This is a genomic window from Heyndrickxia sp. FSL K6-6286 (genome assembly GCF_038630395.1).
GTDB lineage: Bacteria > Bacillota > Bacilli > Bacillales > Bacillaceae_C > Heyndrickxia > Heyndrickxia oleronia.
Genome location: NZ_CP152029.1, coordinates 3,773,710 through 3,797,860, shown reverse-complemented (window position 1 = coordinate 3,797,860; position 24,151 = coordinate 3,773,710). Strand labels below are relative to the sequence as shown.

Genomic DNA, 24,151 nt, shown 5'->3' with positions numbered 1-24,151 from the left:
TTGCATTGTGGGGTCTGACCCCCCTTTTTGATTTACAAGTAAGTATAAGAACAGGTCCTTGGTTAATTATAAGTAGGAGAATGTGAATTGAGGATGGTTTGAATGCGGAATATAGTTCAACTTTACATAACAGATTTGAAGCGGATTGTAACCAATTGGGCGGCGTTGATTATTATTCTTGCGCTTATTGCCTTACCTTCTTTATATGCATGGTTCAATATCCAAGCCTCCTGGGACCCGTATGGAAATACGAAAGGAATTCCTGTGGCGATAACGAATGAGGATGTTGGTACGCAATTACAGGGGCAAACGGTAAATGTGGGAGATTTAATCGTTCAGTCCCTGAAAAAAAATAAAAAACTAGGCTGGACCTTTGTTGATAAGAAGAAAGCCTTAGATATGGTCAAACACGGTGATGCCTATGCGAGTATTCTTATCCCAAAGGATTTCTCGAAAAAAATGACCTCTATTCTGGAAGAGAACCCTGAAAAACCGGTAATTACTTATACTGTAAATGAAAAAATAAATGCAATTGCCCCAAAAATAACATCTACAGGTGCGACAGGTATCGTTCAGCAAATAAGTGAAGAATTCATTAAGACGGTTAGTAAAACGATATTTTCCATATTTAATGAATTGGGAATTGAGCTTGAAAAGGATCTTCCAGATATTAAAAACATGAAAAATCTCATATTTCGCTTAGAGAATGACATTCCGAAAATTAATCAAATCGTTAATACGGCACTTAATGATATAAATACAGCTGGCGAGCTAGAAACAAAGGTACGAAGCAACCTGCCAATCATTAAAAACGTCGCAAATAAAGGGGTACAATTGACCAATGAGTTGAGCGATTTTATCAATAAAAATAAGGAAGCGGTTCAAAACATTATTCCGATCATAAAAGGGAATATTGATCAACTAAGGGAACTAGCAGACACAAAATCTCAAATCCAATCGATTTTGCAAAATTACCAAAACAATCCTGACGAAGCCAATGCTGCTTTATCAGAAATAAATACTAGACTAAATCGAGGGGTCATTGTCATTGATTACACCACTGGGCTTTTAGAAAAATTGAATGCACAGTCGGATCAAAAACGCCTATCCATATTTATCAATCAATTAACAAAATTAAAAAGCGATCTCCAATCTGAAATCGCCTTAAATAATCAAATTATTACTTCAAAAACAGTAGCAGATCATGTAAAAAAACGTCTTGATGACGTATCTAATCTAGCTTCTTCTAAAATTGCAGATATACATGCAAATTTCGAAAGTCAATATGTTCCTGCCATTCGAAGGACAATGGACGATGGAATGGTTGTATTAGAAGGGACAAAAAAAGTGTTGACCGATGCACAAAATAGTATGCCTGATGTTGAACGAATACTGAAGGACGCATCGAAAGGAATTTCTACGGGAAAGCAAACGATTGTGAAGCTGAAGAAAGATCTTCCGGCAGTTGAAAAGAAAATAAGGGAGATTGCCCATCGAATTCGAGAATTTGATAAAAAGGCAGATATCAATGAGATTATTCGTTTCTTAAAGCATAATGTCAATAAGGAAAGTGAGTTTTTAAAGAATCCGATTTTACTGAAAGAGCATAAGCTTTTCCCCATCCCTAACTATGGATCAGGCATGACTCCTTTTTTTACTACCCTTTCATTATGGGTGGGAGCAATGCTCTTGATTTCGTTATTAACGGTGGAGGTCGAGAATGATCAATTAAAAAGCTATCAAGTATATTTTGGACGCTTATTTACATTTTTAACGATTGCTATTCTTCAGTCCTTGATTGCAACTTTAGGGGATATGTATTTACTTCATACCTATGTAGCGGACAAGCCTTGGTTTGTACTTTTTGGCGTTGTCAATAGCATCATATTTATGGTAATGGTGTATACCTTTGTTTCGGTTTTTGGAAATGTTGGGAAGGCTCTTGGGATTGTGCTTCTTGTTTTACAGATTTCTGGTTCTGGAGGAACCTTTCCAATACAAGTTGCACCAAGGTTTTTTCAGCTGATCAATCCTTATCTACCCTTTACCTATTCCATTAGTTTGATGAGGGAGGCAACAGGGGGGATCTTGTGGGATATCGTTCAGAAGGATGTAATCATCCTGTCGATCTTTTTAATTGTTTCTGTTTTTATCGGTGTTACGTTGAAAAAATTCATTAATCAAGCAAGTGAAAAAATGATAAAAAAGGTAAAAGAAAGTGGTTTAATCCATTAAGTACGTATATTAAATAAATAAAATCCGCATATTTACAAATATGCAAATAGGATGTTATATTCATCTCAGTGAAATAACTTTTTTGATATAGTAATTTATGGTTGCTATCGGAAAGAATAACCAATGCATAAATTGGATGAAACCCAGTGTTTTAAGCTTATTTTAGTTTTTGTTCCAATAAATAAGCAATTATGAAATTTTCCAATTTTGTTTTTTCTAAATATTTTATTGACGATTTAATTGTTTTTTAATTATGATAATTATACTGAAATAATATTTAACCTGCTAGGGGGAAAAACAAATGGATGCAGCGGTGAACAAACAACTTGAATCCAAGCAATCAAAAAAGCACCCACCTGGATTATACTTGTTATTCATGACAGAGATGTGGGAACGTTTTAGTTATTATGGAATGAGAGCAATTCTTGTTTTATATTTAACCAAATCACTTGTTAATGGTGGTTTAGGAATGAATGAAAGTACAGCCCTTGCATTATATGGATTTTTTACAGGTGCTGTTTATTTTACACCATTAATTGGTGGATGGTTATCTGATAGATTTTTAGGGCAAAGACGTGCTGTTACTATCGGTGGAATCATCATGGCAATCGGAAATATTGTTCTTTTTGCCCATCAAAGCTATGGAGCAGTATACACAGGATTAATTTTATTAATCGTCGGTAATGGATTTTTTAAACCGAATATTTCAACCATTGTCGGTGAGCTGTATGATCCAAAAGATAAACGTCGTGATGCGGCATTTACGATTTTCTATATGGGGATTAATGTAGGAGCATTCTTCTCTCCATTAATCATCGGATTTATTACTGATAAGTGGTTCGCGGTACATGCGAATGGCGTCATTGAATATGGCTATAAATATGGATTCCTTGCTTCAGCTATCGGAATGATTATTGGTCAAATTTTATTTAATTCTTTAGGAAATCGTTTCTTAGGCGATATCGGTAAAAAGCCTGTTGGAAAACCACAAGTTTCTTCAGTCGGAGCAGTTGAAAAACAACAATTAACGAAAACTGAAAAAAATAGAATGAAGGTTATCTTTATTTTAGCTGCCTTTGTTGTCTTCTTCTGGGCAGGGTTTGAACAAGCTGGTGGAGCATTAAGTATTTATACAGATAAATTTGTTGATCGTACACTATTTGGTTGGGAAATACCAACATCATGGTTCCAATCGGTTAACCCGTTATTTATTGTTTTATTAGCACCACTTGTATCGCTTCTTTGGGTAAAATTATCGAATCGTAAGCGTGGGGATCTTCCAGTTCCAACAAAAATGGCGTTCGGTATGATGCTATTAGGAATTGGGTATATCATTTTAATATTTGCTGTTATGCAAACCGGAAGTAATGAGCATCATATTACGACTAAGGCGAATATCTTGTTTATTGTATTTACTTATCTTTTCCATACCATTGGTGAATTGTTCTTATCACCTGTAGGGTTATCTTTTGTAAGTAAGTATGCACCAATTAAATTTGCCTCTTTACTAATGGCAGTATGGATGGCAAGTTCATTCGTTGCAAACATTATTGCAGGTCAATTAGGTTCATTTACAAGTAAATTGGGCTATCTTGAAGTGTTTTCTGTCATTGGAATTGTCGTAATTATTTTAGGACTTATTCTTCTTTCAGTTTCCAGAAAACTTGTGAAAATGTTAGCTGACGACCAAACAATAGAAAAGACGAATCAAGAAAACGAAGAAGATATTTCAGATGGAGTATTAAGACCAAACTAAACAAAAAAGAGTGTAGGAAAAAATTCTGCACTCTTTTTTTTACACACCCATTTCAGACTATAGAGAAATTTCAGAAAACCAATTGACTTTGCAAAATTGATTCGTTATTCTGAATATATATGACGAAATTATGTATCTACGCTAATATTACGTCATATAATGAAATGGAATAATCTATATCATTTATTTGTGTTAAAGGGGGTTCCTTATGATTGAATCTGCAGATCGATCAATGATCCAGCATCAGCAGCTTCTTGATTTAAAAAAAACGATTAAGAAAGTATACCATCAAGTGCCCTTCTACCAAGAAAAGTTTCTTGAACATCATATAGCACCCCACGATATTCAAACATTAGAAGACATTCGAAAACTTCCGTTTACAACGAAGAAAGACCTCCGTGACCAATACCCATTTGGACTATTTGCAGTTAAACAAGACGAATTAATAAGACTTCATGCGTCAAGTGGTACGAGTGGGAAACCGACAGTCGTTGGTTATACCAAACAAGATATTGCTGATTGGTCCTCTATAGTAGCTAGGGCGATTAAAACCGCAGGGGGAAGTCCAGGGGATATTCTTCAAAATGCCTATGGATACGGCTTGTTTACTGGAGGTTTAGGTTTGCATTATGGTGGAGAGGAATTAGGAGTTGTGGTCATCCCGATATCAGGTGGGAATACAGAAAGACAAATTAATCTCATCGAGGACCTTAAACCGACCATTATTTGTTCGACCCCATCCTATGCCTTAAATATTGGGGAGAAAATGCGTGAACTAGGATTGGACCCACGTAAGTCCTCTTTAAAAATAGGAATATTTGGAGCGGAGCCATGGTCTGAAGAAATGCGAAGCAAGCTTGAAGAATTATTCGATATTAGAGCTTGTGATATCTATGGTTTAAGCGAAGTAGTTGGTCCTGGTGTTGCGATAGAATGCTATGAGGCACAAAACGGACTACATATTGCAGAGGATCACTTTTTTGTCGAAGTAATTAATCCAGAAACACTTGAGCCAGTGCCTGAAGGGGAAGAGGGTGAATTGGTTTTTACTAGCTTAAAAAAGGAAGCGCTTCCAATTATCCGCTATCGTTCGGGTGATATCGCATCGATTACAACGGAAAAATGCATTTGCGGTCGTACATCGGCACGAATGTCACGCATTAAGGGGCGAATTGACGATATGCTAATACTCCGAGGAGTAAATGTCTTTCCGTCAGAAATTGAACATCATTTAATTCAAATAAAAGAAATCGTACCACATTATCAAATATATCTTCATAGAATATCCTCATTAGATGAAGCACATCTTCACGTAGAAATTAAAGAAGAGATTTACAAAGAAGTTTCCCAGAATCTCGAACATCCAATGATTAAAACACTTCAAGCAGAAATTTATAGAAAACTAAAATCCAATTGTTTAGTATCCATGAAAATCATTATTCATCCCCCTAAACATATTCCAAGATCTGAGGGGAAAGCCATTCGAATTGTAGACCAACGCTTACAAAAGCAAAATAGTTAGTTGAATTCAAACGAATGGACGATCTATTGGTGGGCAAAAAAAGAGTGTCTAACTAGATATATCTTCAAGGAAGGAGATCATTATGAGTTTTGTTGATCTAAAACAAATGACAGAAGAAGAAAAGCATGAGCAATTCATGGAAAGAATTAATCGCGGGGAGAAAATCGAAGCGGATGATTGGATGCCGGATGATTATCGAATGGTCTTAATCAAATTAATCTCCATGCATGGAATTAGTGAAATTATGGGAGCGTTGCCTGAGAAGGAATGGGTACCTAAAGCCCCTTCATTAAGGAAGAAGCTTGGAATCATGGCGAAGGTACAGGACGAGATGGGGCATGGGCAATTGCTGCTTCGGGTCGTCGAGGATCTACTGGAGCCACTAGGGAAAAATCGTGCAGATATTATGGAAGACCTCTTCACCGGACGATTAAAGTTTCACAATGTTTTTCATATGGAGGCACCAACATGGGCGGATGCTGGAATGATTGCCTGGCTTGTTGACGGTGCAGCAATTATGACACAGACAAATATGCTGCAAGCATCCTACGGTCCATACGCAAGAGCGTTGCATAGGATCTGTGCCGAGGAAGTCTTCCATGCTCAACACGGTGAGTCTATTATTATGGCATTAGCCGAAGGAACAGAGCTGCAAAGAAAAATGCTTCAGGAATCGTTAAATCGCTGGTGGGATTCACTACTCATGTTTTTTGGGCCAGCAACAGCACAAACTACCGGCTCATCGAAACAGGATTTAACCATTAAATATAAAATTCGTTCGAAAACAAATGAACAACTGCGCCAAGACTTTTTTTCAAAATATGTGCCGCGGGTACTTGCACTAGGTCTAAAACTTCCAGATGAGACAATGTACTACGACAAAGAAAAAGAAGAGTGGGTGTATCAGCAGCCTGACTGGAATGAATTTAAAAAGATTATTTCCAATAACGGTCCAAAATCAGCAGAACGATTGCAGCTTCGGAAAATTGCCTATGAGAATAATGCATGGGTACGTGAAGCATTGTAAGGGGTGATAAAAATGACAGAATCAAAGGATTTTTATGAAGTATATGAAGTGTTTAGTAGGAGAACATTTAAATCGGATATGCAGCATCAATTTAGTTTGCTTGCTCCCAATCAAGAAATGGCATTTGTTATGGCACAAGAAAATTTTATGAGAAGGGAGCCAGCAGTGGATATTTGGGTAGTAAAGCGGTCCGATATTCGTAAATTAATGCCAGAAGAACGAGCATCTCTTTCGAGAATAGATAATAAGGACTATCGTTTAACGAAAGGATATGGCTATCTAAAAAAGAAATGGCGTCAGTATGAACAACAGGTATTAGATGAGAAAGAAATTATGTCTTGGGGAGGGGTGCAACGTGGGTCAACTGAACGTAAATGAAAATCAAGAATACAAACAGTTAGTAATCGAGCTTTTATATCAACTTGCTGATGATGATTTTATCCTTGCGTTTCGTGGTTCGGAATGGCTTGGTTTAGCTCCTCATATTGAAGAAGATATCGCCTATGCATCGATTAATCAAGATACGATGGGGCATGCGGTGATGTACTACGAACTATTAGAAGCCCTTGGTGAAGGACCAGCTGATCTTCTTGCACATGGTCGGAAAGCAGAACATCGAAAAAACGCGATATTATTAGAAATGGCGAATGGTACAGGAACCTATTTAGAAAATCCTAAATACGATTGGGCTTTTGCCGTTGTTCGTCATTATTTCTATGATATTTATAAAAAATTAAAACTTGAATCTTTAAAGCAATCAAGCTATGAACCTTTAGCACAAGCAGCGACGAAAATGAAAATGGAGCAATACTATCATATCATGCATTGGAAGGTTTGGTTTAACCAGCTTTGTTTAAGTGGTGGGGAAGCAAAAACAAGAATGCATGCAGCTATACAGCAGGTTTGGAATGAATTTGCTGGAGTGCTGACCTATGGAAAACACAGTCTCCAAATGTCCCAATATGGGCTCATTGAAGAAGAGAGTCTTTTCAAGAAACGCTGGGAGGAAGAAATGCGAAGGGTTTTTGAAGACGTAGCCATTTCCTATCCTGGAGATCCGAAAATGCAAAAGGGGAATGGAAGGGAAGGAGTGCATACGGACGATTTAATTCAAGCTCTAGCAACATTAAGTGAAGTGTATCACCTTGATCCACAAGCAACTTGGTAGGAGAGTGACAGAGATTGAATGAATTACTGCTGAAAATAGAACATTGCTTACGCAGCGTTAAGGACCCTGAAATTCCATCGGTAAGTGTCATGGACTTGGGGATGATTGAAGAGATAAATGTATCAGATGATTCCATTGTGCACATTAAGGCACTGCCAACCTTTCTCGGTTGTCCTGCCTTAGAAATCATTAAAAAAAATATGATCGACGCTGTTTCAGCTATTGATGCTGTTAGCGATGTAAATGTGGAATTTATTTATCATCCACCCTGGACATCTGATCGGGTGACCGATGATGGAAAGGAAAAGCTAAAGCAATTTGGGATTGCTCCACCACCAGAATTTGATGCCCAAAATCATGAATGGAAAGTGGAATGCCCTTATTGCGGATCTCATTATACGACTATGGAGAATTTATTTGGACCAACTGCATGTCGTAGCATTTTATATTGTAAATCATGCAAAAACCCATTTGAAGCAATGAAACCAATATCAAATTTAATGTAACTGGAAGGAGTAATGACCATGTATAAAATGATCGCTTTATTTAAGAAACCAGAGGACACAGCAAGCTTCGATGACTATTATTTCAACACACATATGCCGCTAACGAATAAAATTCCTGGCCTAGAAAAGGTAGAGATAACGAAGATGTCAGGTTCAAGTCCCTATTATTTGATGTGTGTGATGTATTACGCGAGTAAGGAAGCCTTTAAGGAAGCATCTAAAACTCCTGAATCGAAGGCATCGGGAAAAGATGTGATGGAGTTTGCCGGTGACTTAGTTACATTCATGTTTGGTGAAGATGTGAATGACTAATTATGAATATATTCAGGTAGACCAAGAGGAAAGCATAGGTATTATTCGTTTAAACCGTCCAAAGGTTTTAAATGCGCTAAATCGAAAAATGGTATCTGAGATTGTTCAATCCATGCGAGAAATGGATCGTAATGATAGCGTTCGGGTCATCATTTTATATGGAAATGGAAAGTCGTTCGCTGCTGGAGCAGATATTAGTGAAATGGCTCAAGATGATTCGATCCATCTTGAATTATTAAATCAATTTGCCGAGTGGGATGATCTAGCACATATAAAAAAGCCAATAATCGGTGCCGTTCATGGCTTTGCTTTAGGTGGAGGCTTCGAGTTAGCGCTTGTATGTGATTTGCTATTTGCTTCGGAGGATGCGAAATTCGGCTTTCCAGAAATTAATTTAGCCGTCATGCCAGGTGCTGGTGGAACTCAGCGGCTAACAAAATTAATGGGGAAAACAAAGGCATTAGAATGGCTTTGGTCTGGAGAAATGATGACAGCAGAAACAGCTGAGGCATGGGGAATCATTAATCGCCGCTATCCACAGGAAATTTTGGTTGAAGAAACATTGAAATACGCTAGGAATTTAGCAAATAAACCAGCATTGTCCGTTCGTTTTATTAAAGAAGCCGTTTATAAAGCTGTTGATTATTCCTTATATGAGGGGATGCAATATGAACGGAAAAATTTCTCACTATTATTCTCTTCCGATGATCAAAAAGAAGGAATGAAGGCATTTGTTGAAAAAAGAAAACCTAATTTCAAAGGGCGCTAGGGGGGGATCAAATGTACGAAACGATTGAATTTGAAGTAAAAAATCATGTCGCATGGGTAACATTAAATCGGCCGGAAAAGCTGAATGCATTTAATGAACAGATGAAAATAGAGATAAAAGAGTCCTTAAAAAAGGCAGCTGCAGATACAGATGTTCGTTGTATCGTCATTACTGGAAATGGAAGGGCATTTTGTTCGGGTCAGGATTTACAATCGGTCAATGAAGATACGGATTATGGAGAGCATTTAAGAAAATATTATAATCCGATGATTCAACAAATGGCGGCCATTGAAAAACCAATTATTGCGGCAATTAATGGCACTGCTGCCGGAGCAGGTTTAAGTCTTGCGCTTGCCTGCGATTTTCGACTAGCACATGAAAAATCAAGCTTTATCGAAGCCTTTATTCACGTAGGATTAGTTCCTGACTCAGGAAACATGTACTATCTTCCGAGAATTGTTGGCCATGCAAAAGCATTAGAATTGGCTATATTAGGAGAGAAGATTTCCGCAGCAGAAGCGAAGGATATAGGCTTGGTTACACAGGTCATCCCTCATGATAAGTGGAATGAAGATGTGACAGCCTTTGCTGAAAAATTAGCTCATATGCCAACAAAGGCAATTGGCTTAATAAAGCGCTATTTTAATCAAAGCTGGGATTCTAATTTGCAGGAAGTATTAGGAAAAGAAGCATATGCACAAAAAATAGCAGGCAGCTCATATGATCACCGAGAGGGAATAGCCGCATTCTTAGAAAAAAGGAAACCTCTTTTTCTAGGAAAATAGGATGTGGGGATGATGAAATTGGTACAAAATATTGTCGTAATCGGTTCAGGAGTGATGGGCAGAGGGATTGCCTATGTTGCAGCAGTATCAGGCTTTTCGGTTCAGTTATGTGATATCAATGAACAATCATTAATTTCAGCTAAAGAAGAAATCGCAAAAATATTTCATAAAGGGATAAAGCGCAATAAAATAACCGAGGAAGAAAAGAACGCGGCGGAGGAAAGGTTACATTATACAAATAATATGGATCAATCAGTTAGCCATGCCGATTTAATTATCGAGGCCGTTCCGGAAAAAATAGAAATAAAGAAAAGTATATTTGAAGCGATTGATCGATTGGCTCCATCCCACTGTCTGTTCGCTACTAATACATCTACGATGAGCCCAACAGAAATAGGCTCTTTTACAAAACGGCCACAAAAAGTCATCGCAATGCATTTTTTTAATCCGGTCCACAAGATGCCATTAGTTGAAATCATTAAAGGGCTAGAAACGGATGAGCATACGGTGAATGTCATTCAAGAGACCGCCAAAAGAATGAAAAAAGAAACAGTAGTTGTTAATGAGTTTCCAGGCTTCGTCACTAGTAGAATCAGTGCATTGGTAGGAAATGAGGCCTTTTATATGTTACAGGAGGGGATTGGATCACCGGAAGATATTGATAAAGCGATCAAATTAGGTCTGAACTATCCAATGGGTCCATTCGAATTGGGAGATTTAGTCGGATTGGATACAAGGTTAAATAATCTTCAATATCTACATAAAACATTAGGCGAAAAATATCGACCTGCTCCTCTTCTCGTACAATATGTAAAAGCTGGGCGATTGGGAAGAAAGACAGGAAAGGGTGTATATGATTACACAGCTAGGGGTGATTCCTAATGAATAATGTCGTGATTGTAGATGCGGTAAGAACGCCGATAGGTAGATATAAAGGAGTATTAAAAAATGTTAGACCAGATGATCTCGGCGCCATTGTAATAAAAGCATTAATAGAAAGAAACCCATTACTTTCCACCTCAGAAATTGAAGAGGTCGTTTTAGGAAATGCCAATCAAGCGGGGGAGGATAATCGCAATGTAGCAAGAATGGCGACCTTACTTGCAGGTTTACCAGTGGAGACTGCAGCAACGACCATTAATCGCCTCTGTGGATCGGGGCTTGATGCTGTAAATTATGCAGCACGGGCGATCGCAATGGGCGAGGGTGAGATTTATATAGCTGGTGGGACAGAAAGTATGACTAGAGCTCCTCTTGTCACGGCAAAACCAAATGCTGAGTTTCCAAGAGGGAATATGGAATTATTCGATACAACCATTGGCTGGCGTTTTATCAATCCGAAATTGCAAGAAATGTATGGAACAGACTCCATGCCTGAAACGGCTGAAAATGTGGCAAAGCGATTTTCTATTACAAGAGAAGAGCAGGATCAATTTGCCTTTCAAAGTCAAATGAAGGCAAAAAAAGCAATGGAGCTCGGATTGTTTAGCGAGGAAATTATCCCTGTTTCGGTAGTGGATCGAAAGGGCAATGTGACCATTGTTGATACCGATGAACACCCGAGAGCAAATACCACGTTGGAAGGATTAGCAAAATTAAAGCCTATCTTTCCGGAAGGTACGGTAACTGCAGGAAATGCATCGGGAATTAATGATGGGGCTTCGGCTTTATTATTAATGAGTGAAAAAAAGGCAATGGAGCTCGGCTTAACCCCATTAGTAGAGTATAAAGCATCAGCTGTAGCTGGATTAGAACCGGCTGTTATGGGCTTAGGACCGATATATGCAACGAAAAAACTATTAAAGCGCATTGGTATGACAACAAAGGATATTGGTTTAGTGGAAATCAATGAAGCCTTTGCTTCCCAATCACTTGAATGTATAAAACAATTAGAGCTTGATCCTAATATAGTCAATGTAAATGGTGGTGCGATTGCATTTGGCCATCCATTAGGAGCTAGTGGTGCAAGAATTTTAACGACATTAATTTATGAAATGAAACGAAAAAGAACTGAGGTCGGTTTAGCAACAATGTGTATTGGTGTTGGCCAAGGCATTGCTACAATTATCGAGAATATCTGAGGATTGTCTACGCTTCGGCCTCTAAAAAAAGGTAGGTACTTCTAATGAAGGGCAACTTGAATACACGTTCAATGATCTTCACCATCTTTGGAGATTATATACGACATTATGGCAATGAAATATGGATAGGAAGCCTTATTCAATTACTAAAAGAATTTGGTCATAATGAGCAATCAGTTAGAGCAGCAATGTCAAGAATGAATAAACAGGGCTGGGTAGAGGCGCGAAAAATAGGCAATAAAAGCTATTATTATTTGACCCCTCGTGGTGACGATCGTATGGATGAGGCAGCCACCCGAATTTATAAATTAAAGCAAGAGAAATGGAATGGGAAATGGACGATGCTCACGTATTCGATTCCCGAAGATAAGCGCTCGATACGAGATGAGCTAAGAAAGGAACTCGTGTGGAGTGGCTTTGGACCAATCGCTAATAGCTGTTGGATTTCCCCGAACCCATTAATCAAACAGGTGCATTCACTTGTTGATAAATATGACATTAGCAATTATGTACATGTATTTATAACGGAGTATAAAGGTCCGCATGAAAACCAAAGGCTTATCCAGGAATGCTGGGATATTGAGGAAATCAATGCCCAATATAAACGATTTATTGATCGTTATCACCCAAAATATGAGACGGTCAAAAAACGAATTCAAACTGGTAATATGTCCCCCGCTGATTGTTTCGTAGAACGGACAAAGCTTGTCCATGAATATCGAAAATTTTTATTTATCGATCCTGGTTTACCTGAAGAACTGCTTCCAAAAAAATGGCTAGGAAATCAAGCAGCACTGCTGTTTTCTGATTATCATAAGGAACTGGCTGTACCTGCAGGTCAATTTTTTGAATCCATCTTCAAAAAGGAAAATCAACTACATCGTAAAAATAAATCATTTGATATTTTACAGCATCCATTAATTCTAGAAGAATCGGGGGAACGCTTATGAATCGACTAACAAAAAAACTGGGAATTGAACTTCCAGTCATTCAAGGCGGAATGGGCAATATTAGTAATGCTGAGCTAGCTGTGGCGATTTCAAATGCGGGTGGTCTAGGCACTATTGGAGTAGGCACAATGAATCCAGATGAAGTAGAAAAACTGATTCAGAGAATTCAACACTTAACAAAGAAGCCCTTTGCTCTGAATCTCCCCATTAATGTGAATCCAAATATACGGGAAATGCTAGACCTAGTCTGGAAATATTCAATACCGATTATCTCTTTATCTGCAGGAAATCCAGCTCCCTACATCCCGTTATTACATTCACATGATGTGACGGTAATGGTAGTAACAGGATCTGTCAAGCATGCGGTGAAGGCAGAGAAAGCGGGAGCAGATGTCATTGTTGCAGAAGGGTATGAGGCAGCAGGAATTAATTCCCCATTTGAAACAACCACCCTAACACTGATCCCCCAAGTGGTGGACGCTGTAACTATTCCTGTCGTTGCTGCAGGAGGTATTGCTGATGGGCGCGGATTACTGGCTGCTTTGTCCCTAGGTGCTGAAGGTGTACAAATGGGGACTCGATTTATAGCCACAAAGGAAGCTCCTTTTTCTAACAAGTATAAACGCAAGATCATCGAAGCAGAGGATCATAGTACTTTTATCATTGGTCGCAATCACGGGAAGATACGTAGAGTATTAAAAGGGAATTATGCTATAAACCTATCGAATACGGAAACTGAACTTTCAGATGACCAATTCAATGAGGCAACAAGTGAAAAGTATCATCTAATCGGAGCCCTTGAAGGTGATGAGAATCATGGTTTTATGAATAGCGGACAAATTGCTGGGCTGATTCATCATGAACCTACGGTGGCTGAACTCCTTGAAGAAATGATGGATGATTGTCGAAAAAGATTGAAAAACATAGGAAATCTACTGGAGGATTAAGCAGGAACAAAGTCCTTTCATGCAGAAATATCATGGGAGGATCGATTTGTGTAGAAATTTTGGAATATTGGAACTTTTGGAATTACAAATTTTTCACAAGATCCTTCATGAAAAAAATAGAAAGGAGGATAAGGAAGAAACACTGCAACAATCTTTGATAATGAACTTATTTCATAGGGGGAAATGGAATGAAAATTAGTTGGAAAAAGAGTGCGATGATTTTGTTCAGTGCCTTTTTATTAGCTTCCTGCGGTGCTCAAGGTGAAAAGAAAACGACCGGTGGGGAAGGAGCAAGTGGAGATTCCGAAAAAACAGAGAAAACGTATAAAATTGGTGTAACCCAATATGTCGAGCATCCTTCATTAGATGCAGCATTTGAAGGCTTTAAAAAGGCAATTGAAGAATCAGGATTAAAAGTTGAGTATGATACACAAAATGCTCAAGCAGATAATAGCTTGAACACAACCATTGCAAATAATTTAGTAAGCTCCAATGTTGATCTCATCTTTGCTAATGCAACGCCAAGTGCCCAGGCAGTAGCAAGTGCCACAAAAGATATTCCTATCATTTTTACTTCAGTGACAGACCCAGTAGGTGCTGAGCTAATTACATCTATGGATCAGCCTGGCGCAAATGTTACAGGAACGATTGATACCCATCCAGATGCAATTCCAAACACACTAAAGTTTATGAAAGAACAACTAAATATGAAAAAAATCGGCATGGTCTTCAATTCCGGTGAACAAAATTCACGTGCCCAAGTAGATATCGTTAAAAAACTGGCCGAAGAGCAAGGTGTAAAGATTGAAGAAGCTCCAGTTGCGACCTCAGCAGATGTAAAGCAAGCAACAGAATCATTAGTAGGAAAAGTTGATGGCTACTATATTATAACAGATAACACGGTTGTATCTGCCTTAGAATCCGTCATCTCTGTAGCAAATGATAATAAGCTACCTGTTATGGTCGGCGAATTTGACAGTGTCGAACGAGGTGGACTAGGTGCATATGGCTTTGAATATTTTGATATTGGCTACGAAGCAGGGCAGATGGCTGTGAAAATCTTAAAGGATGGAAAGAAACCATCAGAACTACCGGCACAGCCACCGCAAAATTTAAAACTAGTCATTAATAAAAAAGCGGCAGAAGCAGCTGGCATCCAAATCAAGGATGAGTGGGGCGCAGAATTTAGTGAGTAATTAGGAGATGATTCAATGTTTGCAACTATTTTTGGTTCAGTAGAGCAAGGAATCATCTATGCCATCATGGCACTTGGAGTGTATCTTTCATTCCGAGTGCTTGATTTTCCAGACCTAACGGTAGATGGAAGCTTTGTTACAGGAAGTTCTGTGGCAGCAACGATGATTGTTTTAGGTTACAATCCAATTCTCGCAACCATCGCTGCCGTTGTTGCAGGGTTTATTGCAGGATGCATCACAGGAATTTTACATACAAAGGGTAAAATTAATCCATTATTGTCTGGAATCTTGATGATGATTGCTCTCTATTCTATCAATCTACGAATAATGGGAATGTCTTCAGAAACATCTGTAGGTAGACCAAATATCCCCTTATTAAATTCAGAAACAATTATGACAAAGTTTACGCAATTTTGGCAGCAGCTAGGGATCGACCAGTGGTTAAATCAACTGCTTAGTTATACTGGTATTCAATACTTGCCGAAAACCTGGGGAATCGTAGTATTGATGATTATTGTTACTTTTATTATTAAATGGATTCTTGATCGTTTTTTACAAACAGAAGTTGGCCTTGCATTAAGAGCAACTGGTGATAATCAACGAATGATCAGAAGCTTTTCAGCGAATACCGATTCTTTAATCATTCTTGGATTGGGGATATCGAATGCATTCGTTGCTTTATCTGGTGCACTTATTGCCCAGTATGGGAAATTTTCTGATGTTAATTTAGGGATTGGGATGATTATTATCGGTCTTGCTTCCGTTATTATTGGTGAAGCAATATTTGGAACAAAGACCGTTTTTCGAACGACTTTAGCCGTTATTATTGGGGCCATTATCTATCGGGTCATTCTCGGATTAGCTCTAAGAATCAAAATACTCGATACAGGGGACATGAAATTAATTACCGCCATTATTGTTACTCTTGCCTTAGTAATCCCTAAAATTCTTGAAAGACAAAGAGAAAAGCGACGCAAGGCAAGGAGATTTTCAGAGCGGTTCACGCATACTGCTGGAAAAAAGGAGGGAGATCAAATTGCTCCGCCTAGAACAGATTAATAAGGTTTTTAATGAAGCAACTCCAGATGAAAAAGTCGCGTTAGATCAAATTAATTTAACCCTAGAAAAAGGGGATTTTGTCACTGTTATTGGGAGTAATGGTGCGGGGAAATCAACATTAATGAATATGATTTCTGGTGTCCTAACTCCTGATATAGGAACGGTCAAAATTGATGATAAAGATGTAACGAGATTACCAGAATACAAGCGCTCAAAACTAATTGGTAGAGTATTCCAAGATCCGATGGCTGGAACAGCACCAACGATGACGATTGAGGAAAATCTAGCCATGGCTTATTCACGAAACAAATCACGTTCACTTAGAAAAGGAGTTGATAAAAAACGAAGGGAGTTTTTTAAAGAATCATTAAAATCCTTGCATCTTAATTTAGAGAACCGCCTAAATGCGAAGGTTGGACTTTTATCTGGGGGAGAACGTCAAGCTCTATCTTTATTAATGGCGACGTTTACTCAGCCTTCTATTCTACTTTTAGATGAACATACAGCTGCCCTTGATCCTTCACGTGCAAAATTAATCACAGATCTTACGAAGGAATTAGTAAAAAAGGATCAATTGACCACGCTAATGGTTACCCATAATATGCAACAGGCCCTTGATCTAGGGAATCGCTTAATCATGATGGATAAAGGGCAAATCATTCTTGAAGTAAGGGAGGAAGAGAAAAAGGACTTGACCATCGAACAACTATTAAAGGAATTCCAGAAAATTCGTGGTGAAAGTATCATAAGTGACAGAACCCTTTTATCAATCGATTAACTAATTATTAAAGGCTGATAGTAAAAGCCCAACTGCTGGCTTTTACACCCAATAAAGGGATTAGCGGTGTTGATTGCTCTTTTACTCTGAGAAATAAATGGTGTAGCAGACTTCAACCGAAATTTATTAGCTAAAAACTTTCATTTAATAGCAACGATGTTTGAGAAAAGAGCTTTATTGTAGAACGACTAAGAGGAGGGATGAAATGAAGGCTGGAATGGAAGTAGGCCAGACGGCAACCATTGAATTCGAGGTGACACCAGATATGTTTGCTGGATTTGAGGGGAATGTAGTTCATCGAGCATATTCAACGGTCTCAATGGTTTACCATATGGAATGGGCTTCAAGGCAAATCATCCTTCCCTTTCTGGAGGAGCATGAGGAAGGGATGGGGGGAGCGGTAAGTATCAAGCATATCGCTCCTACAACAGATGGAACAAAGGTTAGGGTAAAAGCAACATTGACCGAAATAAAAAATAATATAGTGATCACGCGAACAGAAGCTTGGAATGAAAAAGGTTTGATTGGTCATGGGGAGGTCAAACAAGCAATTTTACCAAAGGAAAAAATTATTCAAATGATCGCTGATTCAAAACAGGATAAGGAATAAGCAATAAACTTCTAGAGAGGAGAGCTTCGCAAATGGACTTTTTTACGAAAATGAATGAGCATGAACAAGTGATTATCTGTAATGATCCGAAAACCGGATTAAAAGCTATAATTGCTATACATAATACGACCCTTGGCCCTGCAACTGGGGGCTGTCGAATGTATCCGTATAAAACATTCGAGCATGCATTAAATGATGCGCTAAGACTTTCCAAAGGAATGACTTATAAATGTGCTGCTGCTGATGTTGATTTTGGTGGGGGGAAAACCGTCATTATCGGGGATCCAGCAAAGGATAAAACCCCGGAATTATTTCGTTCATTAGGACAATATATTGATTCCTTAAATGGTCGCTATTACACGGGGACTGATATGGGAACCACCCCAGAGGACTTCGTCCATGCGATGAAAGAAACAAATTGCATTGTAGGTATTCCTGAAGAATATGGCGGTAGTGGCGATTCTTCAGTTCCCACTGCACAAGGTGTTGTTTATGGATTAAAAGCGACCAATCAAGTATTGTTTGGTTCAAATGACATTGGTGAAAAAACATATGCCATTCAAGGACTTGGTAAAGTCGGATTTAAGGTGGCAGAAACCTTACTTGAGGAGGGGGCTTCACTTTATGTGACAGATATTAATTCAGACGCCATTCAGCAATTATTACATCGTTCTCAGGAAATTGGAAACAACCAAATAAAAGTCGTTCAAGGAAACGATATTTATGGTGTTGAGGCAGATGTATTTGTCCCATGTGCACTTGGGGGAATTATTAATGATGATACGATCGATGTATTAAAAGTAAAAGCAGTGGTTGGATCTGCAAATAATCAGCTCCTTGAAGACCATCATGGAGATATCCTAAAGCAAAAGAATATTGTCTATGCGCCAGATTATATTGTAAATGCAGGAGGACTCATTCAAGTATCAGATGAATTATATGGTCCAAATAAAAAGCGTGTGATGAATAAAACAAAAGCTATTTATAATTCTTTGATTGAGGTGTATCGCCACTCTGAGCAAAAAGGCATTTCAACTGTTGATGCAGCAAACCATTTTTGTGAGGAAAGAATGGAGGCAAGAAAACATCGAAATAGCTTCTTCTCACATCATAAACGTCCAAAATGGGAAATTAGACATTAAGACAAACAGGAGGGATTAGTTTGGAGATGTTTAAAAGGATCCAATACCTTGATGAAAATGGGAATCTATTAAACAATGATATTTCGAAAGCGCTTACAACAAGCTTTGTTCAGTCATTATATGAAAAATTAATTCTTGTAAGATCCTTTGACCGCAAAGCGATTAGCCTTCAAAGGCAAGGACGATTAGGAACCTATGCCCCTTTTGAAGGACAGGAGGCTGCTCAAGTGGGCAGTGCTCTAGCGTTACAAGCTGATGATTGGCTTTTTCCCACGTATCGTGATCATGCCGCAACGATCACCTTTGGACATTCATTAAAAACGATTCTTTTATATTGGAATGGAAGAGTAGAGGGATGTATCCCACCAGAGGGTAAAAAGATTTTTCCGCCAGCTGTACCGATTGCTACACAATTGCCACATGCCACAGGGGCTGCATTAGCAGAAAAAAGAAAGGGAACGAAAAATGCTGCGATTGTTTACTTCGGCGACGGGGCTACATCTGAAGGTGACTTTCATGAAGGATTAAATTTTGCAAGTGTGTTTAAAGCACCTGTCGTGTTTTTTAATCAAAACAATCAGTTTGCCATATCGGTTCCAATTGAGAAACAAATGAATTCAGAAACGATTGCTCAAAAATCTGTTGCTTATAGTATTCCAGGAGTACGACTAGATGGAAATGATATTTTTGCCGTCTATTTTGAAACTAAAAAAGCATTAGATCGTGCAAGAGAAGGGGATGGCCCAACACTAATAGAGGCTGTCACATGGCGTTATGGAGCCCATACAACAGCAGATGATCCAACCAAATATCGGAATCAAGATGAAAGTGAAAGAAAAAGAGCGACAACCGATCCAATATCACGATTAGAAAAATACATGAAAAATCAGGGGATATGGGAGGATGCTTGGCAGGAGTCCATTATAACTAAAGCTACGCAAAAAATTGAACAGGCGATTGAAGAAATGGAGGCATATCCACCACCCAATGTAGATGATTTATTTGATCATGTATTTGCCGTGCCAACCTGGACCATTAAAGAGCAAAAGGATCAATATTATGAATTTTTGCGAGGTGTGAATCAATGAGTACGATAACAGCAAAAACGCAAAAGCTATCCATCGTTCAAGCAGTCACAGACGGGCTCCGCACTGTTATGAAGGAACAAGAAGAAGTCCTTGTTTTAGGAGAAGATGTAGGGAAAAATGGTGGAGTATTTCGCGCCACCGAAGGACTTCAAGAACAGTTTGGTCCTGATCGGGTGATAGATACACCATTAAGTGAGTCAGGTATCGTAGGAACAGCCATTGGTCTCGCCATCAATGGATTTTTGCCGGTAGTAGAAATGCAATTTCTCGGATTTATCTATCCTGCCTATGAACAAATCATGACACACGCGACTCGGATACGAATGAGAACATTAAGTCATTTCCATGTTCCATTAGTTATTCGAGCACCTTATGGGGCAGGTGTGAAAGCACCGGAAATTCATTCTGACAGTGTCGAGGCTTTGTTTACACATATGCCGGGAATAAAGGTTGTTTGTCCTTCCAATCCATATGATGCAAAAGGGCTTTTAATAGCGAGTATAGATGACCCAGACCCAGTTCTTTTTCTAGAGCCGATGCGATCTTATCGTGCCTTTAAAGATGAGGTTCCTACTGACAGATATACAGTCGAAATAGGAAAAGCGAGTCTAGTTGAGGAAGGAACAGATCTCACATTGATTGCTTGGGGAGCAATGGTGCCATTGGCTGTAAAGGCTGCACAAAAAGTAAGAGAGCAGAATATTTATTGTGATGTCCTTGACTTGCGGACATTGTATCCACTCGATAAGGAAATGATTGCAGAATCCGTACAAAAGACAGGTAGAGCTGTTATTGTGCATGAGGCTCATGCAACAAGTGGGTTAGGTACGGATATTATTGCACTGATTCAAGATACCTCATTTCTGTACTTGAAATCTCCTATCCAAAGAGTGACAGGATTTGATGTGCCTGTACCATTTTACACATTAGAACAACACTATTTGCCTAATGAAGATCGAATTATTGAGGCGATTCATAAAGCGATTCAATTTTAATTAGAATTCTAGATAAAGTAGGTGATAGCGTGATCGAAGTAAAGCTTCATGATATCGGTGAAGGAATGACAGAAGGAGAGATATTAACATACTTTGTCAAGGTCGGCGATCAGGTACTACCGGATCAACCATTAGTTGAAGTTCAAACAGATAAAATGACCGCTGAGCTCCCATCGCCAACAGCGGGAATAGTTAAAGAAATTCTCGTCACTGAAGGAACAAATGTGGAGGTGGGGACGACACTACTAATCATAGAATCTTCAGGAACGAAAGCCCTGCAACAAAAGGTTGAAAACACTCCTATAAATAGAAACAGTATGACGATAAAAAAAGTAGATCGTGATAATGGTCCTAAGCGATTGATATTAGCAGCACCATATACACGGAAAATTGCACGAGAATTAGGAATTGATATAGAGAAGATTAATGGGACCGGGCCAGCAGGCAGAGTGACTGATGAGGATGTATATCGTTATGTCAATCAGCCGGAGCCGGTTGAGGAAAACAAAAATGATATACAACCAACTATAGCTGAAGTCGAAGAAATTCCTTTTAATGGTCGAAGGAAGCAAATTGCATCACTTATGAGTAAGTCTCTGTATACAATTCCCCACGTTACTCATTTTGAAGAAGTCGATATGACGAACTTATTAGACAGCAAAAAACAATTAAATGAAGCCGGAGTCAATATATCGGTGGCAGCCTTTTTTATTAAGGCCATTCAACTAAGCTTAGCTAAATATCCTATCTTCAATTCAGTATTAGATGAAGAAAAGGGAGTGATTAAGCTAAAAAAGGAATATAACATCGGTATTGCCGTTGATGCAAAAGAGGGTCTGATTGTGCCAGTCATTCGTCATGTGGAGCAGAAAACATTGAGCGTTATTCATGCAGAAATGAAGGATTATATTGAAAAGGCGCAAAATAATACACTTACAAAACATGATATTTCGGATGGGACTTTTACAATTAGTAATGTTGGTCCATTAGGAGGGATTGGTGCGACACCAATCATTAATTATCCTCAAACATCATTAATCGCCTTCCATAAAACCAAAAAGAAACCAGTCGTCGTCAATGATGAAATTGTCATTAGAAGTATTATGAATCTTTCGATGTCCTTTGATCATCGGGTCGCCGATGGAGCGACAGCCGTGGGGTTCACCAATTATTTTGTTCAATTACTCGAGCAACCTACGAGAATGCTATTGGAGTTGAGATAAGATGGTCGTTGGAGAAATTGCCCAGGAAAAGGAAGTTGTTGTCATTGGCGGAGGACCAGGGGGATATACCGCAGCTATACGGGCTGCGCAATTAGGAAAAGATGTATTGTTAATTGAACAAACTCACTTAGGTGGTGTGTGTTTAAATGAAGGATGTATTCCATCTAAGACGTTTGTCCATGCTGCGAAACAGGCGAACAGATGGGGGCATTTACAAGAGATTGGTTATCAATTTGAAGTGAATCATTTTCAGTTTGAAACCTATCAATCTTATAAAGAAAAAATAGTGGGTCAGTTACGGTCGGGTGTTGAAGCATTATGTAAGGCGAACAAGATCGAAGTGATGTACGGTCATGCCTCATTCATTTCTGAAAATAAACTTGGAATTGAAAATGGGCATCATTTTGAAGTAGTTAATTTCGAACAGGCGATTATTGCAACAGGTGCGAAACCGGTATACTCTCTGGAAAGTGAAACCTATCAGTTAAATTCAAGGCAATTATTTAATTTGCAGCAATTGCCGAAAGAGCTTATTCTAATTGGTTCGAATTATATTGTTTTAGAGGCTGCCTTCGCCTATAAAGCATTAGGTACAAAAGTTACGATGATAATGGAAGAGCATAAAGGATTCTCTTTCGACCAAGAAATAGAAAAAGAATTACGAAGGCAGATGAAAAAAAGAAATATTACTTTTTATTCTGGTGTGAAAAATGTGGAGATTGCAGAAAACGAAAATGGAGTAGAATGTTCTTTTGTCAGTGAAAAAAATGAGCGGACGCTCATTTCAGCAGAGCTGTTTTATAAGGAAGAAGGATATGTTGGGAATATAGAAGAATTGGGCCTTGAACGATTAGGGGTCTCTGTCGATCAACAACAATTTATCATTTGCGATGATCAAGGACGAACCAATATACCAAATCTATTTGCCGTTGGAGATGTAACAGGAGGACCATTTTTCGCAACAAAGGCCATCAAACAAGGAAAGGTTACTGCTGAAATCCTTTGTGGAAAGCCGAGCGAATTAGATTTCACCTGGATGCCCGAAGTCATTCACACTCAGCCACCGATTGCCACTGTAGGTATGACTGAAGAGGCAGCGAAGTCTGCAGGATATTCAGTAATAACTGGCACATACCCTCTTCTTGGAAATGGCTATGCCATGTTCTCAGGAAATCGGGACGGATTAGTGAAGGTTATTATTGAAAAAGAATCCCAGCGCTTATTAGGTATGCATATGATCGGTGAAGGAGCGATTGAACTAATATCGACTGCAGTGATTAGTGGAGAAATGGTCGCAAGAGATGAAGATTTGATCTTTCCAACGTATGCGCACCCAAGCTTGAATGAAGGAATTCTGGAAGCGATGGAGGATACCTTAGGGTTTGCAATTCATAAAGCTCCCAAAAAGGGGAAAAAGGTACTTAATAGATAGAGAAAGTACTAATGGGTTTATTATTGGCTTTTCCTCCTCCATGCTAAACAAAATGGCGCTGGCTCTTCTAATAGGCTGTTTTTTTAAGGAGTATATTCGATCATGATCCTATTTATATGGACTAAGCTTTTCTTTATAGGATACTGAACAACCTTATAAAATGATTAAAAAGTCTCTAGTATCGTGATATGCTAGAGGCTTTTTTTAGTGATAGAGTCCAAAGGGTTTACTATTATTTTTCTTTGAAAGAATCGACAAGCCAGAAACCATAGATAGAGAGACAAGCCTGGTTCAAGATTTCAAAATAAAGAGCATGTTTATCCAATCATTACATAGAGATTATGTGAAGGTAAAAGAGAAAAAAGGTAGTTACACCTCAGGTCTGAGCAAGAAATCAGACTTAAGGGGCTGAAGATAAATCTAATTATTATGTATAGTCTGAATATATGAGGAATCCTTTGTAAAATAAATGGGAGTGCATGTTTATATGGAATCAAATTCATCGTGGTAGAGAGGAGCTCGATAGAGGGACGGAAGAAAAAATAGCTATTGAATGATCCGGAAGGAGAA

22 protein-coding genes and 1 pseudogene are annotated in these 24,151 nt (G+C 38.6%); all 23 read left to right on the top strand.

Features of this window, described 5'->3' with window-relative positions; all coding sequences use genetic code 11:
• Positions 1-102: 102 nt before the first annotated feature.
• Positions 103-2,235, top strand: coding sequence for a YhgE/Pip domain-containing protein (locus MHI39_RS19150; RefSeq protein ID WP_342539968.1), 2,133 nt, complete (start codon positions 103-105; stop codon positions 2,233-2,235).
• A 301-nt stretch (positions 2,236-2,536) separates the two neighbouring features.
• A pseudogene (locus MHI39_RS19145) lies at positions 2,537-3,913 on the top strand (peptide MFS transporter); the annotation flags it as partial.
• A gap of 286 nt (positions 3,914-4,199) precedes the next feature.
• Positions 4,200-5,513 (top strand): phenylacetate--CoA ligase, encoded by a 1,314-nt coding sequence (locus MHI39_RS19140; RefSeq protein WP_342539967.1) that lies wholly within the window; start codon positions 4,200-4,202, stop codon positions 5,511-5,513.
• 82 nt (positions 5,514-5,595) lie between these two features.
• Positions 5,596-6,540: a 1,2-phenylacetyl-CoA epoxidase subunit PaaA gene (gene paaA / locus MHI39_RS19135; protein ID WP_078110400.1), complete on the top strand. Its 945-nt coding sequence runs from the start codon at positions 5,596-5,598 to the stop codon at positions 6,538-6,540.
• A 12-nt stretch (positions 6,541-6,552) separates the two neighbouring features.
• Entirely contained in the window at positions 6,553-6,918 is a 366-nt protein-coding gene (gene paaB / locus MHI39_RS19130; protein WP_058003404.1) for a 1,2-phenylacetyl-CoA epoxidase subunit PaaB, read from the top strand.
• Positions 6,896-7,708, top strand: a complete 813-nt coding sequence (paaC, locus tag MHI39_RS19125) for a 1,2-phenylacetyl-CoA epoxidase subunit PaaC (protein WP_058003405.1) — start codon at positions 6,896-6,898, stop codon at positions 7,706-7,708. Before paaB ends, paaC begins: the two co-directional genes overlap by 23 nt.
• Positions 7,709-7,722: 14 nt before the next feature.
• Positions 7,723-8,214, top strand: coding sequence for a 1,2-phenylacetyl-CoA epoxidase subunit PaaD (gene paaD / locus MHI39_RS19120; protein WP_342539966.1), 492 nt, complete (start codon positions 7,723-7,725; stop codon positions 8,212-8,214).
• 18 nt (positions 8,215-8,232) lie between these two features.
• Positions 8,233-8,526, top strand: coding sequence for an EthD family reductase (locus MHI39_RS19115; RefSeq protein ID WP_058003406.1), 294 nt, complete (start codon positions 8,233-8,235; stop codon positions 8,524-8,526).
• The gene (locus MHI39_RS19110; protein WP_342539965.1) at positions 8,519-9,295 is read left to right on the top strand and encodes an enoyl-CoA hydratase-related protein; all 777 of its coding nucleotides are present in this window, start codon (positions 8,519-8,521) and stop codon (positions 9,293-9,295) included. The genes MHI39_RS19115 and MHI39_RS19110 overlap by 8 nt, the downstream gene beginning before the upstream one ends.
• A gap of 11 nt (positions 9,296-9,306) precedes the next feature.
• Positions 9,307-10,080 carry an enoyl-CoA hydratase-related protein gene (locus MHI39_RS19105; RefSeq protein ID WP_058003408.1) on the top strand — a complete coding sequence of 258 codons (774 nt, stop codon included), beginning with the start codon at positions 9,307-9,309 and terminating at the stop codon, positions 10,078-10,080.
• Between the two features lie 18 nt (positions 10,081-10,098).
• Positions 10,099-10,962 (top strand): 3-hydroxyacyl-CoA dehydrogenase, encoded by an 864-nt coding sequence (locus MHI39_RS19100; RefSeq protein WP_071976787.1) that lies wholly within the window; start codon positions 10,099-10,101, stop codon positions 10,960-10,962.
• Complete coding sequence (locus MHI39_RS19095) at positions 10,962-12,161, top strand: acetyl-CoA C-acyltransferase (RefSeq protein WP_342539964.1); 1,200 nt, start codon at positions 10,962-10,964, stop codon at positions 12,159-12,161. The genes MHI39_RS19100 and MHI39_RS19095 overlap by 1 nt, the downstream gene beginning before the upstream one ends.
• 44 nt (positions 12,162-12,205) lie before the next feature.
• Positions 12,206-13,111, top strand: a complete 906-nt coding sequence (gene paaX / locus MHI39_RS19090; protein WP_071976716.1) for a phenylacetic acid degradation operon negative regulatory protein PaaX — start codon at positions 12,206-12,208, stop codon at positions 13,109-13,111.
• Positions 13,108-14,058, top strand: a complete 951-nt coding sequence (locus tag MHI39_RS19085; protein WP_071976715.1) for a nitronate monooxygenase — start codon at positions 13,108-13,110, stop codon at positions 14,056-14,058. The genes paaX and MHI39_RS19085 overlap by 4 nt, the downstream gene beginning before the upstream one ends.
• Positions 14,059-14,246: 188 nt before the next feature.
• On the top strand, positions 14,247-15,254 hold the full coding sequence (locus tag MHI39_RS19080; protein WP_342539963.1) for an ABC transporter substrate-binding protein: 1,008 nt from the start codon (positions 14,247-14,249) through the stop codon (positions 15,252-15,254).
• Between the two features lie 15 nt (positions 15,255-15,269).
• Positions 15,270-16,313: an ABC transporter permease gene (locus MHI39_RS19075; protein WP_342539962.1), complete on the top strand. Its 1,044-nt coding sequence runs from the start codon at positions 15,270-15,272 to the stop codon at positions 16,311-16,313.
• Positions 16,291-17,091, top strand: a complete 801-nt coding sequence (locus MHI39_RS19070; RefSeq protein WP_058003413.1) for an ABC transporter ATP-binding protein — start codon at positions 16,291-16,293, stop codon at positions 17,089-17,091. Before MHI39_RS19075 ends, MHI39_RS19070 begins: the two co-directional genes overlap by 23 nt.
• A 205-nt stretch (positions 17,092-17,296) precedes the next feature.
• Positions 17,297-17,701, top strand: coding sequence for a hypothetical protein (locus tag MHI39_RS19065; protein WP_058003414.1), 405 nt, complete (start codon positions 17,297-17,299; stop codon positions 17,699-17,701).
• 32 nt (positions 17,702-17,733) lie between these two features.
• Complete coding sequence (locus MHI39_RS19060) at positions 17,734-18,843, top strand: Glu/Leu/Phe/Val dehydrogenase (protein ID WP_342539961.1); 1,110 nt, start codon at positions 17,734-17,736, stop codon at positions 18,841-18,843.
• Positions 18,844-18,869: 26 nt separating this feature from the next.
• Complete coding sequence (gene pdhA, locus MHI39_RS19055; RefSeq protein WP_341044222.1) at positions 18,870-19,931, top strand: pyruvate dehydrogenase (acetyl-transferring) E1 component subunit alpha; 1,062 nt, start codon at positions 18,870-18,872, stop codon at positions 19,929-19,931.
• A complete protein-coding gene (locus tag MHI39_RS19050; RefSeq protein ID WP_212945910.1) occupies positions 19,928-20,926 on the top strand; it encodes an alpha-ketoacid dehydrogenase subunit beta in 999 nt (332 codons plus the stop codon). Before pdhA ends, MHI39_RS19050 begins: the two co-directional genes overlap by 4 nt.
• A 32-nt stretch (positions 20,927-20,958) precedes the next feature.
• Positions 20,959-22,149, top strand: a complete 1,191-nt coding sequence (locus MHI39_RS19045; RefSeq protein ID WP_342541465.1) for a dihydrolipoamide acetyltransferase family protein — start codon at positions 20,959-20,961, stop codon at positions 22,147-22,149.
• 1 nt (position 22,150) lies between these two features.
• Complete coding sequence (lpdA, locus tag MHI39_RS19040; protein ID WP_342539960.1) at positions 22,151-23,581, top strand: dihydrolipoyl dehydrogenase; 1,431 nt, start codon at positions 22,151-22,153, stop codon at positions 23,579-23,581.
• The last annotated feature ends 570 nt before the right edge of the window (positions 23,582-24,151 follow it).

Bases quoted from the DNA above. Each gene is read 5' to 3' on its own strand.
- paaB (WP_058003404.1), top strand. From the start codon at position 6,553: ATGACAGAATCAAAGGATTTTTATGAAGTATATGAAGTGTTTAGTAGG.
- MHI39_RS19060 (WP_342539961.1), top strand. From the start codon at position 17,734: ATGGACTTTTTTACGAAAATGAATGAGCATGAACAAGTGATTATCTGT.
- MHI39_RS19140 (WP_342539967.1), top strand. From the start codon at position 4,200: ATGATTGAATCTGCAGATCGATCAATGATCCAGCATCAGCAGCTTCTT.
- MHI39_RS19115 (WP_058003406.1), top strand. From the start codon at position 8,233: ATGTATAAAATGATCGCTTTATTTAAGAAACCAGAGGACACAGCAAGC.
- MHI39_RS19095 (WP_342539964.1), top strand. From the start codon at position 10,962: ATGAATAATGTCGTGATTGTAGATGCGGTAAGAACGCCGATAGGTAGA.
- paaX (WP_071976716.1), top strand. From the start codon at position 12,206: ATGAAGGGCAACTTGAATACACGTTCAATGATCTTCACCATCTTTGGA.
- MHI39_RS19080 (WP_342539963.1), top strand. From the start codon at position 14,247: ATGAAAATTAGTTGGAAAAAGAGTGCGATGATTTTGTTCAGTGCCTTT.
- paaA (WP_078110400.1), top strand. From the start codon at position 5,596: ATGAGTTTTGTTGATCTAAAACAAATGACAGAAGAAGAAAAGCATGAG.
- pdhA (WP_341044222.1), top strand. From the start codon at position 18,870: ATGTTTAAAAGGATCCAATACCTTGATGAAAATGGGAATCTATTAAAC.
- MHI39_RS19110 (WP_342539965.1), top strand. From the start codon at position 8,519: ATGACTAATTATGAATATATTCAGGTAGACCAAGAGGAAAGCATAGGT.
- MHI39_RS19105 (WP_058003408.1), top strand. From the start codon at position 9,307: ATGTACGAAACGATTGAATTTGAAGTAAAAAATCATGTCGCATGGGTA.
- MHI39_RS19085 (WP_071976715.1), top strand. From the start codon at position 13,108: ATGAATCGACTAACAAAAAAACTGGGAATTGAACTTCCAGTCATTCAA.
- MHI39_RS19075 (WP_342539962.1), top strand. From the start codon at position 15,270: ATGTTTGCAACTATTTTTGGTTCAGTAGAGCAAGGAATCATCTATGCC.
- lpdA (WP_342539960.1), top strand. From the start codon at position 22,151: ATGGTCGTTGGAGAAATTGCCCAGGAAAAGGAAGTTGTTGTCATTGGC.
- MHI39_RS19150 (WP_342539968.1), top strand. From the start codon at position 103: ATGCGGAATATAGTTCAACTTTACATAACAGATTTGAAGCGGATTGTA.
- MHI39_RS19065 (WP_058003414.1), top strand. From the start codon at position 17,297: ATGAAGGCTGGAATGGAAGTAGGCCAGACGGCAACCATTGAATTCGAG.
- MHI39_RS19050 (WP_212945910.1), top strand. From the start codon at position 19,928: ATGAGTACGATAACAGCAAAAACGCAAAAGCTATCCATCGTTCAAGCA.